The following is a 13570-nucleotide window of genomic DNA, read 5'->3' on the forward strand; positions in this document are numbered from 1 at the left end:
GTTTGGCGGGGATGTTTTAAGGCCGAAATGTTTGGAGGCTGTAAAGTTTGGAGCACTTGAACATTCCCTTTGACAAGCGAAATACAGGACTAAAAATACCCCGATTAAAGGTTTAATAAAAATTATAAAACGTATAAGAAAGACTGTCATTTAAACCCCAGCCAATATTTTTTGAATCGAGCAATAGCTGGAAAGCCCGTTCTTCAAACTGGTCAAGTAAATCCTCTTTTTTGAGGAGTTTTAAAGCGCTTGCATAGGTACTGGAAAGGCTGTTATAAAAAGTCTCGTCTATGTCGCCATAGTCGTTTGTGAATTGGATGCCTGTTTGCACGTAAAAAAGCATCAGCGCTGCCAAAAGCGCCGCAGAGGCCTCCAGCTTTTTAAATTCGCTAATGTATTGTTTACCCTGTTTTAAGTTATAGCCGAAACCTCGCTTCGGATAAAAGGTCTCATATACTTTGGCCTGATATTTTTCAAATAAGCCATCTTCATCCGGCTTGAAATAAAAGTCGAGGTATTCTTTTACCTGTTTGTTTTTTTTATATAAGTCGGCTAATATTTCAATCAGCGCCTTTTTGTCGAGTTTAGTAAGGTCGTTTTTGAGGGCCATTATCAATTTTTTTTATGCGGAATAATATACTTTAATACAAACATAGTAAAGTGCTTCAATTGGGAATGCCATGGTACTTGTAAAATATGGAAATCGCTTTTAAGAGTTGATCCTGAAGAAGTTAGTTCCTAAGGAGCAAAAAAGTTAACTGTTTTACAAACAGTGAGCCTCTCCGAGGCAGCTTAAAATTATATAATCATTTACAGATTAGCGATTTGCTGATGAAAGTTGAAAAGTGATTTTCCTGGCTTGTAAAGTTTAATGTGCCGCGTTGTGCGAAGGAACATCTCAAAAGCTCATCAGTTTGAATTTAAAATTCTGCCCTTTTGAATATTATATTCGTTTTCTGTGATTGCGCCGCTATCTAACAACTGCTTATACTTTTGCAATTCATCTGCAGGCGATTGATTGGGGAAGCCGTAAAATGGTTTTTCATCTATCCGCCTGGTGCAATAAACTATAATTACACCGAATATGCTAAGAAACAGGCCCAATAGCAGCCCGCCGACTGAGCCGATTGCTCTTTTTGAACCTGCGTTGTATCCCCAGATAGCAGGTATAAACCACATGCCACCAAAGGCAATAATAATTAAAATGATTTCAGGTGCGCCGAGTCCCATATTATATTAGGTTTAAGGTTTTAAAAATTCAGTTATTTATGTGGGTTCAATGTATGAATAAGTTTTTAATTGTTTGATTGCCGTAATCTTAAATCCTTGCATCCACAAAGCTTCTACCCCCTCTGGAGCACATAAATTAATCTAAGGATAAGAAATCAAAATCCAAAAATCTGATAAATCTGCTTAATCCAAGTTCAGACAAATTTGCGTTAGGGATCGGCGCGGATACCGGCCAATGTGGCTAAGGCCTGTGCAGTATAAGCATGGAGCCCGGGCCGCAGGCAACGCCCCTTTTAGTACCAAGTAGTTAGTATCAAGTATCAAGATTTTTTGGGGAGAATATCAGATACTAAGCTGGTAGTGTCGTATCAACGATAAATTGACGGATAGTCTTTAGCCCAAAGTCTTAAGTTCTAAGTCAAAAAAAGAAAAAATTCAACTTTAGACTTACGACTTAGTACTGTTGACTTAACAGTAGTATCAGTTAGTAAGATTGGTAACCAGGTTTACGCTTTGCGATTGCATACCCTGTCTTGATACTCAATACTTGCTACTAAAAAAAGTTACCAAATCCGCGTCCTGTCTTCCGGTTTTTTGTACAATTTATCGCCCGGCTTAATGTTAAATGCCTTGTACCAGGCGCTGATGTTGGTTAAGGTGGCATTGGTGCGGTGCTTATCGGGCGAGTGCGGATCCTTAAGGATATTTTGGGCAGTAGCCTCGGGGCGTTCCGAACTGCGCCAAGTTTGCGCCCATGACAGAAAGAAACGCTGATTGGGCGTAAATCCGTCTATAACTTTGGCCGACCGGCTTTGTTTTGTTTTCAGGAAGGCCTCATAGGCTATGCTCAAGCCACCCAGGTCGGCAATGTTTTCGCCAAGGGTTAGTTTGCCGTTTACGTGCAGGGTATCCAGGACTGTAAGGTTATTGTATTGCATTACCAGTTGGTTGGCGCGTATTTTAAATTTGTCAGCATCACTTTTCGTCCACCAGTTGCGCAGGTCGCCGTTGGCATCATACCGGCGGCCTTTATCGTCAAAACCATGGATAATTTCATGGCCTATAATACCGCCTATACCACCGTAATTTACGGCATCATCGGCCTGTAAATCAAAGAAAGGGAATTGCAGCATAGCTGCCGGGAAAACGATTTCATTATTGGTTTCGGAATAGTAAGCATTAACGGTTTGCGGTGTAATTCCCCAACGGGTTTTATCAACCGGTTTGCCCAGAAGGCTTATGTTAAAATTATACCGCCATTTTAAAAGACTACGGATGTTTCCTACATAGTCGTCGCGTTTTATGATTACACCATCATATGTTTCCCATTTATCAGGATAACCTATTTTTAAAGTAATTGCGCGTATTTTTTTTAGCGCCTGTTCTTTTGTTTCCGGGCACATCCAATCCAGGCGCTTAATGCGGTCGCCCAAAGCTATTTTAATGTTGTTTACAAGCATCACCGCATATTGTCTGGCGGCCGGGCTAAAATATTTCTTTACATATAGTTGGCCCAACAATTGGCCAAGGACCTCGTCAATAGTGTGGCTCACTCGTTCGTTATGGGGTAATTGTGTTTTTTCACCTGTTAAAACGTTTTTATAAGCTAAGTATGCTTGTGCAAAAGGCGAGCTTAAGGCGGGCGAAGCGCCTCTTAAAATACCCCATTTAAGAAGTATTTTCCAGTTTTCAACAGGGGTAACCGCTAACAGGGAATCGGTAGCTTTGAAAAAGGAGGGCTGGCTAACCAGGATGCTATCCTGGCCAGGTGCATGAAACATGGGCAATAATGCTGTCCAGTTTAAATGTGGGGTAACTTTAACGAAATCTGCTACAAGGAATTTATTGTAAATAACATTCGGGTCGCGCATCGCCACACGGGAAAGCTGCGCTTTTGCCAAAGCAACCTCAAGGTTATAAACTATTCCGGCGTTTTTAGCAGCTTCATCTGCGCTACAACCATTTAACCTAAATATGGTTATTATGAAAGTTTTTAATGCATCTGTAACGCTTTTGGATCGTTTATCATTTTGTAAGTAATATGCCCTGTCGGGTAACGAGATGCCTCCCTGGCTAAGGCGAAGAATATACTTTGATACATTTTTATCATCCTGAACAGCCTCCAGGCCAAATAACAGGACAACTATGCCATTAACACGTTCAAAAGCAAGCTCGTTGATTAGGCCATTCAAGTCTTTGATTTTGCCGATGCGTTCCAGGTCCGGTTTAATATGCGAGTAACCTAACCTTTCAATAGCCAGGCTATCCATGCCGCTGGCGTAAAGGTCGCCAACGCGTTGTTCAATGCTGCCTTTAGGCGCCGTTACGGATTGCCGGCTTACTTCTTCCAATAATCGTAAAAGTTTTTGGGTGTTTTCGTGGCGTAGCACAGCAAAGCTGCCCCAGCGGTTTTCATTGTCAGGTATGGGGTTGTTTTTTATCCAGGTACCGTTGGCATATTCAAAAAAATCATCGCCGGGGTTAACGGATATATCCATATTAGCCGGGTCGATAAATTTTTTGCGTATGGTAGTTTTGTGTTTTGGTGGTTTTGTTTTACCGGTTACCTGGGCGTTTACCGATGGTAATAAGGCTACCATGAGCATAAAACACCAGAATTTTAATTTCATTATAATATTATTTGAAAATTAAAGGTAATAAATTACCGAAATAACGTACTAACCAAAAAGGTGGCCGGATATCAAAACTAAGACTGGCAGATAGTCAGGGCCAGTCCAGGTATCCGATATTAAAACCTACCAAATCTCCGTCCTGTCTTCCGGCTTTTTGTACATTTTATCGCCGGGCTTAATGTTAAATGCCTTATACCAGGCGCTAATATTGGTTAAGGTGATGTTCGTGCGGTGCTTATCAATCGGGTAGGGGCTTGTTAATATGCGCTGGGCTATGGCCTCCGGGCGTTGAGCGTTGCGCCATACCTGGGCCCATGACAGAAAGAAGCGCTGATCGGGCGTAAAGCCATCTATCCTGTTGGCCGACTGACCTTGTTTTGTTTTCAGGAAGGCTTCATAAGCTATGTTTAAGCCGCCCAAATCGGCAATGTTTTCGCCAAGGGTTAGCCGGCCATTTACATGCAAGGTATCCAGTACAGTAAGGCTATTATATTGCACTATTAATTGGTTGGTACGTGCTTTAAATTTGTCGGCATCGTTTTTTGTCCACCAATCGCGCAATACCCCATCTATATCATATTGGCGGCCCTTATCGTCAAAGCCGTGGGTTATTTCGTGTCCTATTATGCTGCCTATGGCGCCATAATTTATCGCATCGTCGGCCTCTAAATCAAAAAAAGGAATTTGCAGCATCGCCGCCGGAAAAACTATTTCATTGTTGGGTGTAGAGTAGTAGGCATTTGCGGTTTGCGGCGTTATGCCCCAACGACTTTTATCAACAGGTTTGCTAAGGTGGCTTATCTCGAAGCTGTAACGCCATTTTGATATATTACGTACATTTTCTAAATAGCGGTTGCGCTTAACGATTACGCCATCGTATGTTTCCCATTTTTCCGGGTACCCAATTTTTACCGCAAGGGCGCTCAACTTTCTTAACGCGTGTTCTTTTGTGTCCGGGCTCATCCAATCAAGGCGTCTGATACGGTCGCCAAGGGCTGTTTTTAGGTTGTTTACAAGTTCGGTTACGCGTTTTTTAGCCGATGGCGAAAAATATTTCTCTACAAATAATTGCCCTAATAACTCACCCAGGGCATTATCAACCAACTTACTTATACGCTCGCTTCGCGGCAGTTGTTCTTTTTCGCCGGTTAAGGCGCTGTTATAGTCAAAAGTTGCTTTTACAAAAGGCGAACTTAAATATACTGCCGACCCCCTGATGGTATTCCACTTTAATAAAAGTTTCCAGTTTTCAACAGGTGCGGCCGCTAATAAAGAGTCGGCAACTTTAAAAAACGACGGCTGGCCTACCAGGATGCTATCCTGTTCGGGGATGTTTAACGCGGCCAACAGTTTGGTCCAGTTTAAATGCGGGGTAATTTTATTAAAGTCGGCTACCAGGAATTTATTATAAATAACGTGTGGGTCGCGCATGGCCACGCGGCTAAGCTGTGCTTTTGCCAATATACTTTCCAGGTTATAAACAGCTGCGGCATTGCTATTTGCTTCAGCAGAAGTGCTGCCGGTTAGGGTGAATAACTTCACCATCAGGGTTTTTAAAGCACCTTGTAACTTTTTTGCGCGCTCGTCATTTGTCAAATAATAATCCTTATTTGGTAAAGAAGTGCCTCCCTGGCCAAGATTTACAATGTATTTTGTTGAGTTTTTATCATCCGGGTCAATCCCCAATCTGAACAGTTGGGCGCTGCCATTAATGCGTTCAAAAACCAATTCATTAATGATGTCATCAAAATTTTTGATTTTGTCAATGCGCTCAAGGTCGGGTTTAATTGGCGAATAACCCAGTTTTTCGATAGTGACACTATCCATGCCGCTTGCGTAAAGATCGCCAAGGAGTTGCGTTAAACTGCCGTTGGGTGCAGTTGCCGATTGCCGGCTAACCTGGTTTAATAAACCTGCAAGCTTTTGGGTATTTTGCCAGCGTAGCACGGCAAAGCTGCCCCAACTATTTTCATTGGGTGGTATAGGGTTGTTTTTAAGCCAGTTGCCGTTGGCATACTCAAAAAAATCATCGCCTGGTTTAACGGAGGTATCCATGTTGGCCGGATCGATAAATTTTTTTCGTATGGTACTTTTATGTTTGTGTTTTTGTAGCGTTGCTTTTGTGCTTACTTGTGCATTTGCCGATAACGATAAGGCGCATATCAGGATAAAACACGAAAGTTTTAACATCATAATTTATTACTTGAAAAATAAAGGTAATAAATTGTGGCAAAATGGAAAAACCTGTTAATTCCCGAAACTGGTTCAAAATAAACCGGCATATTCCTCTGGCATTTTATCAATACTTTTAATCTGGATATCCTTAAAATAAACTTCGGCGGCTTCGCTTTGCAATTGGAGCTTGCCTTTGGTTAGGGGTTTGCTCTCCTTACCGTCCTGGTAACCCAAATTTGATAAGGCATTTACAACGTGGCCGTTTACGATATAAACACTTTTATCGCCATAACAAATCAACTCCATGGTGTTCCATTCGCCTTTGGGTTTTTCAAAGTTTTGGTGGCGCTGGCAAAAGCCCTGATTAGGTGCTCCTACGCCCATGTAAACCCTATCCGCATTTTTATCAAACACGTAATTGGGCACGCCGTCAGGCTTGCTGGCCCTCACGGTGGCATGGGCGGTGCCTACGTTCCAATAATCGCCAATGCCGCCTTCCATCACCTGGAACTCTTGTGATAACATCCAGGCATGAAAATAGTCTGCGCCACACTCGCCCTGCGAATGGTATAACAAACCCGAATCCATAGGTTCGTTTAAACGTGGTTCCCATTTCTTGGTGCCGAATTTGGTTTTCAACCGGAGGCGATAATTTTGAAATTCCTGTTTGGTATAAATACAGCCATATATTTCGCCGGTAATATGCAATACAGGTTCGCCGTTTTGCATCTCGACCGAAAACAAATTACCTTCATTTTTATCATAACCAATAGGTGGCAGCGTTTTTCCATCGGCGCCTTTCGGCGCTTCGCCTTTGTAGGGATAGGTTAACCGGTAGCTTTGGTAAATGGTCCATTTGCTCATCTTTTTATCTATCAGCTTAACCCAGCCGTTATCAGGGTTAAAAGAAGTAAGGCAGGCCAAAGCCATGCAGCCAAGCGCAAGTGCTAAAGTTTTTTTCATAGTGGTGAGAAACTATAAGTTTAAGAAATTCAAATCAATTCGCAATCGATTGCAATTGCGTACTAATGTAAGCAATTGGCATTGCAGAAATACTGCGAATGCTAAAAAACGATCAGGAAATGTTTAAATGTTATTAAAAAACGACATGATTGCGGGAACATAAAACCGGAGACGCTGTACCATCGCATGTCGGCGAAGACTCACCCTGTCGAGGCTACGCCCGACATCCCTCTCTTCTGCTGCGCAGGAAAGAGGGGCTTGAATATCGAGTAGGCCTCAAAAGGTCATTAGTCATTTACGGCCAAATTTAATTGGTAGCCCTTGTTTTAAAAATTGACTAATGACAGCGAAGCGAAATGACCAATGACAAGCGCAGCGACAGTGACCAACTCATTTCTTCACCCACTCCTTTTGTTCTTCGGGAGTAAAAAATGTCCAGGCCATAATGCGACTGGCCTTTTGGCCTTGCGACATGTTGATGGTTTGTACCTCAACTGCGCCTGCTTTTTGCAGGGCGTTATATAAAATACGCAGGTTCTCTTTTTTTGATACCAGGGTGGTAAACCACAGGCATTGTTTGGCAACGCGGGTACTTTGGGTAGCCATTTGCTTTAAAAACGCGGCCTCGCCGCCGGGATACCATAATTCCATATTCTGGCCGCCAAAGTTCAATACGGGTTCTTCCCTGCCTGTTTTCAGACCCAGATTATTCCATTTACGCTTGGAGCCCTCGGCTGCTTCTTTGATAGAGGCGTGGAAGGGCGGATTACATAGTGTAAGATCAAATAGCTCGCCCGGTTTTATAGCGAATGTAAAAATATCTGCTTTGTGTTTTTGCAGGCGCAGTTCAATAGCGGCTTTTAATTCCTTACTCTGGTCTATTATTTTTTGTGCCGATGCCAGGGCTTCCTCATCAATATCAACCCCGATAAAGCTCCAGCCATATTCCTGGTGACCTATGATAGGATAAACACAATTGGCGCCTACACCAATATCAAGTACGCGCACTTTTTTTCCTTTACGCACTACGCCATCATTTGCGGTGGCCAACAAATCGGCAGCGTAATGAATATAATCGGCACGGCCCGGTATAGGCGGGCACAGATATCCTTCGGGGATGTCCCAGTACTCAACCCGGTAATGGTGTTTAAGCAAAGCCCTGTTAAGCAGTTTGACAGCTTCGGGATCAGAGAAATTGATGGTTTCGTTCTCGTACTTATTTACCGTGACAAAGGCACGTAACTTAGGCATCGCCTTTATAAGCGCTTTAAAATCATATCCCATACGGTGCGCATTGCGCGGGTGCATGGCTTCTTTTACTTCGGGCTTATCTGGTGTCGGTTCTGACAAAATATTTATTTTAGTGTTCGATTAATTAATTGTTTTAAGCTTTCCGCCTTCGGCTTTAAACTTATTATCCTACAATACTGCTCAAATCGGCGGGCGAGTAATTGATCGATTTCAAGGTTTTATTATCGGCGGTGCGGTAAACCAAAAACAGGCCGTCAATTTCTTTATAGTGCGATTCGGTACCGGCAGTATTGCGGTAATGCTCAATAGTTTGGTTGGCTTCTTCAATGGTTTTGCAGGCTTTGCTCATATTGGAGCGGTGCACTTCGTCAAACAATTCTTTAAACTTTCCGGCAAGGCCAAACTCAAGAACAGCGCCCGATAGCACGTATTGTAAATCGCAAAGCGCATCGGCTATTTCAACAAGGTTATTATCGTTCACGGCTTCCTGTAGTTCTTTCAGCTCTTCGGCCAAAAGTTCAATACGCAGCTGGCAGCGCTCTTTTGAAGGGATTTGCGGATTTGCTACAATGGGATGTTTAAAGGTGCTATGAAATTCGGCAACCTGGTTAAGCGAGTTTAAATCTTTGATCATTTTGTTGAGGAAGCATCTAAGCCCGCTAAGTTATGAATAACCTGATCGCTTTCAAAAAGTCACGTTTTAAAAAGACGGTTCGTCCATTAAAACATATTTATTTGAATAATGTTGATGTTTTGCTTTTAATATATAGTAACACCGTTTTTGGCGCAATTAAAAACCTTATAATTAGTCCAATGACAATTATTTGCAATAACATTTACTTAACATATCATAACGTTGTTAACATAAACATAATATTAAAATAGCATTTAGTTAACGTACCTTTGTGCCGAATTTAAAATTCTTGAGTCAACCTGAATTTTTCCATCCCCCGAACATATGAAAGATAAAAAAGTAAAATCCGCAGCCAAAGAGGCCCGTAAGGCGCTTAAAAAACAATTAAATGATAAGTTTACTGTTCAGCTAAAAAACATTGTGAGCGAATTTGAGCCCGATTTAAAAAGCCTGACCAAAGCAATTGAAAAGGCTTCAAAAAATTTAGCCAAAGCAATTGCTGCAAAAATAAGCGATAAAAAGGACGCGCCAGCCGCACCTGCAAAAAAAATAAAAGGAATTGTTGTTGAAGTTAAAGCGCCCGCTTTACCAATAGTTAAGGAGGCCGCCGCCCAGGCACCTGTTGCTAAAGTTGCCAAAACAGCCACCAAAACGGCCGCTCCTAAGCCCGTAGCTAACAAAAAGGGAAGTGAACCTGCAAAATAAACCTGTAAATACGACGGTTATTTTTGCCGTAGTCAGGTGCCTTTTATTCATAGATGGTAAATTTATTAACTTGATTAACAAATAGTTAAATTAAATTTAACTATTGTAAGTTAAAATAAAAAATGTAAATTGTCGGTTGCGATAACTGATAATTTACATTGATTAAACCAGACTCATTAGCATCAAAAGCGCATAGCGTTTGTGGTGCCCAATGCGGCAGAGTGCAGCATGCGGCAATTGCCAAAGCGGGGCTTTACCAACAGGTAAAGGATTTTTTTTCTGGGATATTTGACACCAGCAACTGGCCCGCCCGATGGCATTGTGGCACATGGAGCGAATTTCATGGCTGGCTGTACATTTTTTCTGATTTGTTAATAGCGGTATCTTATTTTGCCATACCACTATTGCTTATCATCCTGCTCACCAAACGAAAGGATGTTCCCTTTCCAAAAATACTTTGGTTATTTGTGGTATTTATTGTTTTATGCGGCATTACACATTTAATAGACGCCGGCATTTTTTGGTGGCCTGCATATCGCCTGAGCGCGCTGTTAAGGTTATTCACCGGTATTGTATCGGTAACAACAGTATATACGCTATACCGGGTTATGCCAACTGTACTTTCGCTACGTTCGGTTAACGAGTTGCAAAAGGAAATAAATGAGCGTAAAATTGCCGAAGAGAAGCTGGCTGCAAGCGAGTTCCTGTTGCTGGAAGCAGGCCGGATGGGCAAATTTGGCGGATGGGAAATGGATTTAATCACTAATAAGATTACCTGGTCTGAAACTATTTTCGATATCCATGAACTGCCCTATGATTATGACCCCACTTTTTATGATTTCAGCCGGTTTTACTCCGAACCGTATTTGACGACAATGACCCAGGCATTAAACGAGTGCCGGGATACAGGCACGGGTTATGACCTGGAAATGCAGCTGATAACCGCCAAAAACAACCGGGTCTGGGTGCGCGCCCGTGGCGAAATGTTGTATGATGAGCATAGCCAGCCCGCCAAATTAAGAGGCGTATTTATGGACATTGATAAATACAAGCTCAATGAGCTGTCGTTAAACAAAACCGTAGAAATGGTTACCAAAAACAACCAGCAGCTCAAAAATTTTACGCACATCCTGTCCCATAACATCCGTAACCATGCCAGCAATATCTCGCTGGTTTCGTCATTAATTGATGAAAGCACATTGGATGAAGAGAATGCCGAACTGTTTCAAAAAATCAAAAAGATTTCTGAAGGCTTGAATACTACTCTTGAAGACTTATCATACGCCATTAAAATTAAAGATGAAATTATAGAGGCCGAACGACTAAGCTTTAAGGAAATAACTGGCAAAATTTTGGGAATTATCGGATCGGACGTAGCTGCAAACCACGCGGTAATTACGCAGCAATTTGAGGTTGAAGAGGTTACTTTTCCAAAAATTTACCTCGAAAGCATCCTGATGAACCTGTTAAATAATGCAATAAAATACCGTAAGCCAACCGTCGAGCCAAGGGTGTTATTAAAAACATACAGGGACGAAAACGGGAACACTGTTTTAGAATGTACCGATAACGGTATTGGCATTGATTTGAAACTACACGAAAAAAAGATTTTTGGTTTATACAAAACTTTTCATGACCGCAAAGACTCGCATGGGGTTGGTTTGTTTTTAACCAAAACTCAGATCGACTCGCAAGGCGGACAAATAACCGTAAAAAGCAAACCCAACAGTGGCAGCACATTTAAAATAACTTTTAATGAAAAAAATTAATACCCTTTGTGTGATAGATGATGATGATATCTACACTTTTACCATCAAACGCATTATCGCCAAAGCAGAAGTTGCCGAAAAAACTATTTTTTTTCATAACGGCCGGGTCGCAATAGATTTTATTTGTAATTGCATGGAAGCCATTGCCAATTTGCCCGACATGATTTTGCTTGACCTGAACATGCCTGTGCTTGACGGTTGGCAGTTTTTGGACGAATTTATAAAACTGGTACCCCGCCTTGGAAAAAAAATACTGATTTACATTGTAAGCTCGTCAATTGATGAAGACGACTTTAAACGCGCCAAAGAAATGGAACTGGTATCTGACTTTATTGTAAAGCCCCTTAACGCAATCGATCTCAGGAATATTGTAGATCAGTGGGTATAAATCGAAAAGCCTTAAAGCTGGATGTTAAAAGGCCAATTTGGTAAGTACCATGGCTTTTCGTCGCACATAATCCTTAGCTTCGCTGTTGATTTGTGTTGATACCTATGTTTACTTTTAACGCATTTTACAACATCCTCCGGGAGCGCCTGCATTACATATATCTTTTGTATGCTGTGCCGCTGGTGATTACTATAGCCATGATAACCCCGGCTTTTCAAAGCCCTGACGAGCCGAATCATTTTGCACGCGCCGAACAGGTTTCAAGGCTTGAATTGGTGCCCGAATTTGTGTATGACAAGGCACACCCAGTTACCGCAGCCGATTCTATATCCAAGGACCCAACTTTGGTTTATCCCGATAGGGGAGGCTTCAGGGTTGATAAAGGCATTTACCAACTCGATGGTATTTACAAACCACTTGCCCGGCACGATAGTATAAAATTGGCAACGTTAAAAATAGACAGCGCTAAAAAAATAAGATGGCATACAGGTACCATCTATTTCAATTTTGGCAACACGGCCATTTATCCGCCTGTTGTTTATTTAATGCAGGCGCTGGGTATTTCGGTGGGTAAACTGCTTCATTTAAGCATCCTTAATACATTATACCTTTCCCGGATATTAAATGGTTTACTATGTGTGGCGTTATGTTTTTTTGCCTTGATGCTGGCCAAACAGAGTAATATTTTACTATTCATCGTGTTACTTTTCCCGATGACGGTATCGTTATTTGCTTCGGTAAGCCAGGATGCTGTTTTGATTAGCTGTTGTTTTTTGCTCGTTGGCTTTATAGACGATTTCTCTTTTGGCGATAAAAAACATCAGCCCCAATGGAAACTGTATGCCATGGTTATCCTGGTATCTATCATCGGCATTGCCAAACCGCCTTATATTATCTTCGCCTTTTTGTTCCTGTTTTTAAAACTTACCCCAAAGCAAAAGGCCGTCGGTATTATTACACCTTTTGCTGTGTTGGTGCTTTGGCTCGTGGTCAATCATGGCAGTTTTATGATTAAATTCGCGCCTGCCGAAATGCGGCTCAACTCAAAATTACAGGTATTGTATATTTTGCACCATCCTTTCAGGTTTATAGGCATGTTCTTCAACTTTGATAAAACCGCATTACAAAACACAGCTGATATGTTTGTAGGAATACTGGCCTGGCTTGATGTGCCGTTGCCCGATATTTATTACCGCAATGCGTACATTTGCCTTGTTTTAGGGATCATCATCAGCCTTGGTTTTAAAGGCAGCGCCAGGCTCAGGATAGCTTTGCTGGTTTGCAGTATCATTACCATCGTCGCGGTTATATCTGCCCAATATATAACCTGGACTGCCCTCGAATCTCCAACCCTCGGCGGCATGCAGGGCAGGTACCTCATTCCCATTTTTCCGCTTATTGCGTTGGCTTTATGTGGCTATTCGTTAAATAACCGCTTCGCGGGTTTAAAAGCAGTTGTGTTATCTATTGTCTTATTATTCCCGGCATATTCGGCCATCATCATGATACAGGTTATCAGCAGCAGGTATTATTAACCCCATATGCTCCACAGCCGCTATTAGGCGATGCCTGCGGCCGGGCTCATACACCTGCAGGCTTTGTGTGTGGCGAGGGTATCCGCTGCCATCCATAACACATTTTGTCTGAATCAAAATTTTTAGAATTAAAGAATGAACAGAATTTGCCTGACTTGCATACCATTTTCTCCATGAACCATGAACCAATGGCCCGATGAACTTTTTCTAAAACAATTTCACATTTAATATCATTTTAATATCTGCTATCAGTTTAGTAACCTTGTATACATCTTTTTTATAGCTTA

General features: G+C 41.9%; 11 protein-coding genes. 4 read left to right on the top strand and 7 right to left on the bottom strand.

The window, feature by feature from the left end:
* Nucleotides 1-112: 112 nt before the first annotated feature.
* The 7 genes from ACFGVS_RS27210 to ACFGVS_RS27240 form a co-directional block, all read right to left on the bottom strand.
* Nucleotides 113-610, bottom strand: coding sequence for a DUF6155 family protein (locus ACFGVS_RS27210; protein WP_090652820.1), 498 nt, complete (start codon nucleotides 608-610; stop codon nucleotides 113-115).
* A gap of 299 nt (nucleotides 611-909) precedes the next feature.
* On the bottom strand, nucleotides 910-1230 hold the full coding sequence (locus ACFGVS_RS27215; RefSeq protein WP_439696365.1) for an SHOCT domain-containing protein: 321 nt from the start codon (nucleotides 1228-1230) through the stop codon (nucleotides 910-912).
* Between the two features lie 563 nt (nucleotides 1231-1793).
* Complete coding sequence (locus ACFGVS_RS27220) at nucleotides 1794-3860, bottom strand: M13 family metallopeptidase (protein WP_439696366.1); 2067 nt, start codon at nucleotides 3858-3860, stop codon at nucleotides 1794-1796.
* Nucleotides 3861-3986: 126 nt separating this feature from the next.
* Nucleotides 3987-6056 carry a M13 family metallopeptidase gene (locus ACFGVS_RS27225; protein ID WP_439696367.1) on the bottom strand — a complete coding sequence of 690 codons (2070 nt, stop codon included), beginning with the start codon at nucleotides 6054-6056 and terminating at the stop codon, nucleotides 3987-3989.
* Between the two features lie 72 nt (nucleotides 6057-6128).
* The gene (locus ACFGVS_RS27230; protein WP_439696368.1) at nucleotides 6129-7001 is read right to left on the bottom strand and encodes a 3-keto-disaccharide hydrolase; all 873 of its coding nucleotides are present in this window, start codon (nucleotides 6999-7001) and stop codon (nucleotides 6129-6131) included.
* 390 nt (nucleotides 7002-7391) lie between these two features.
* Nucleotides 7392-8351 (bottom strand): 23S rRNA (adenine(1618)-N(6))-methyltransferase RlmF, encoded by a 960-nt coding sequence (rlmF, locus tag ACFGVS_RS27235; protein WP_439696369.1) that lies wholly within the window; start codon nucleotides 8349-8351, stop codon nucleotides 7392-7394.
* A gap of 64 nt (nucleotides 8352-8415) precedes the next feature.
* Nucleotides 8416-8886, bottom strand: a complete 471-nt coding sequence (locus tag ACFGVS_RS27240; protein WP_439696370.1) for a hypothetical protein — start codon at nucleotides 8884-8886, stop codon at nucleotides 8416-8418.
* Nucleotides 8887-9210: 324 nt separating this feature from the next.
* On the opposite strand from ACFGVS_RS27240, the gene ACFGVS_RS27245 reads away from it, so the two are divergent.
* The 4 genes from ACFGVS_RS27245 (at nucleotide 9211) to ACFGVS_RS27260 (ending at nucleotide 13283) form a co-directional block, all read left to right on the top strand.
* Nucleotides 9211-9591 carry a hypothetical protein gene (locus ACFGVS_RS27245; protein WP_439696371.1) on the top strand — a complete coding sequence of 127 codons (381 nt, stop codon included), beginning with the start codon at nucleotides 9211-9213 and terminating at the stop codon, nucleotides 9589-9591.
* A gap of 158 nt (nucleotides 9592-9749) precedes the next feature.
* The gene (locus ACFGVS_RS27250; RefSeq protein ID WP_439696372.1) at nucleotides 9750-11360 is read left to right on the top strand and encodes a sensor histidine kinase; all 1611 of its coding nucleotides are present in this window, start codon (nucleotides 9750-9752) and stop codon (nucleotides 11358-11360) included.
* On the top strand, nucleotides 11347-11748 hold the full coding sequence (locus ACFGVS_RS27255; RefSeq protein ID WP_439696373.1) for a response regulator: 402 nt from the start codon (nucleotides 11347-11349) through the stop codon (nucleotides 11746-11748). The genes ACFGVS_RS27250 and ACFGVS_RS27255 overlap by 14 nt, the downstream gene beginning before the upstream one ends.
* A 104-nt stretch (nucleotides 11749-11852) precedes the next feature.
* Nucleotides 11853-13283 (top strand): DUF2142 domain-containing protein, encoded by a 1431-nt coding sequence (locus ACFGVS_RS27260; protein WP_439696374.1) that lies wholly within the window; start codon nucleotides 11853-11855, stop codon nucleotides 13281-13283.
* The last annotated feature ends 287 nt before the right edge of the window (nucleotides 13284-13570 follow it).

Source organism: Mucilaginibacter sediminis (assembly GCF_051903035.1).
Classification (GTDB): domain Bacteria; phylum Bacteroidota; class Bacteroidia; order Sphingobacteriales; family Sphingobacteriaceae; genus Mucilaginibacter.

Excerpts from the sequence above, each read along its gene's own strand:
- ACFGVS_RS27210 (WP_090652820.1), bottom strand. The coding sequence starts at position 610 with ATGGCCCTCAAAAACGACCTTACTAAACTCGACAAAAAGGCGCTGATT.
- ACFGVS_RS27215 (WP_439696365.1), bottom strand. The coding sequence starts at position 1,230 with ATGGGACTCGGCGCACCTGAAATCATTTTAATTATTATTGCCTTTGGT.
- ACFGVS_RS27220 (WP_439696366.1), bottom strand. The coding sequence starts at position 3,860 with ATGAAATTAAAATTCTGGTGTTTTATGCTCATGGTAGCCTTATTACCA.
- ACFGVS_RS27225 (WP_439696367.1), bottom strand. The coding sequence starts at position 6,056 with ATGATGTTAAAACTTTCGTGTTTTATCCTGATATGCGCCTTATCGTTA.
- ACFGVS_RS27230 (WP_439696368.1), bottom strand. The coding sequence starts at position 7,001 with ATGAAAAAAACTTTAGCACTTGCGCTTGGCTGCATGGCTTTGGCCTGC.
- ACFGVS_RS27240 (WP_439696370.1), bottom strand. The coding sequence starts at position 8,886 with ATGATCAAAGATTTAAACTCGCTTAACCAGGTTGCCGAATTTCATAGC.
- ACFGVS_RS27245 (WP_439696371.1), top strand. The coding sequence starts at position 9,211 with ATGAAAGATAAAAAAGTAAAATCCGCAGCCAAAGAGGCCCGTAAGGCG.
- ACFGVS_RS27255 (WP_439696373.1), top strand. The coding sequence starts at position 11,347 with ATGAAAAAAATTAATACCCTTTGTGTGATAGATGATGATGATATCTAC.
- ACFGVS_RS27260 (WP_439696374.1), top strand. The coding sequence starts at position 11,853 with ATGTTTACTTTTAACGCATTTTACAACATCCTCCGGGAGCGCCTGCAT.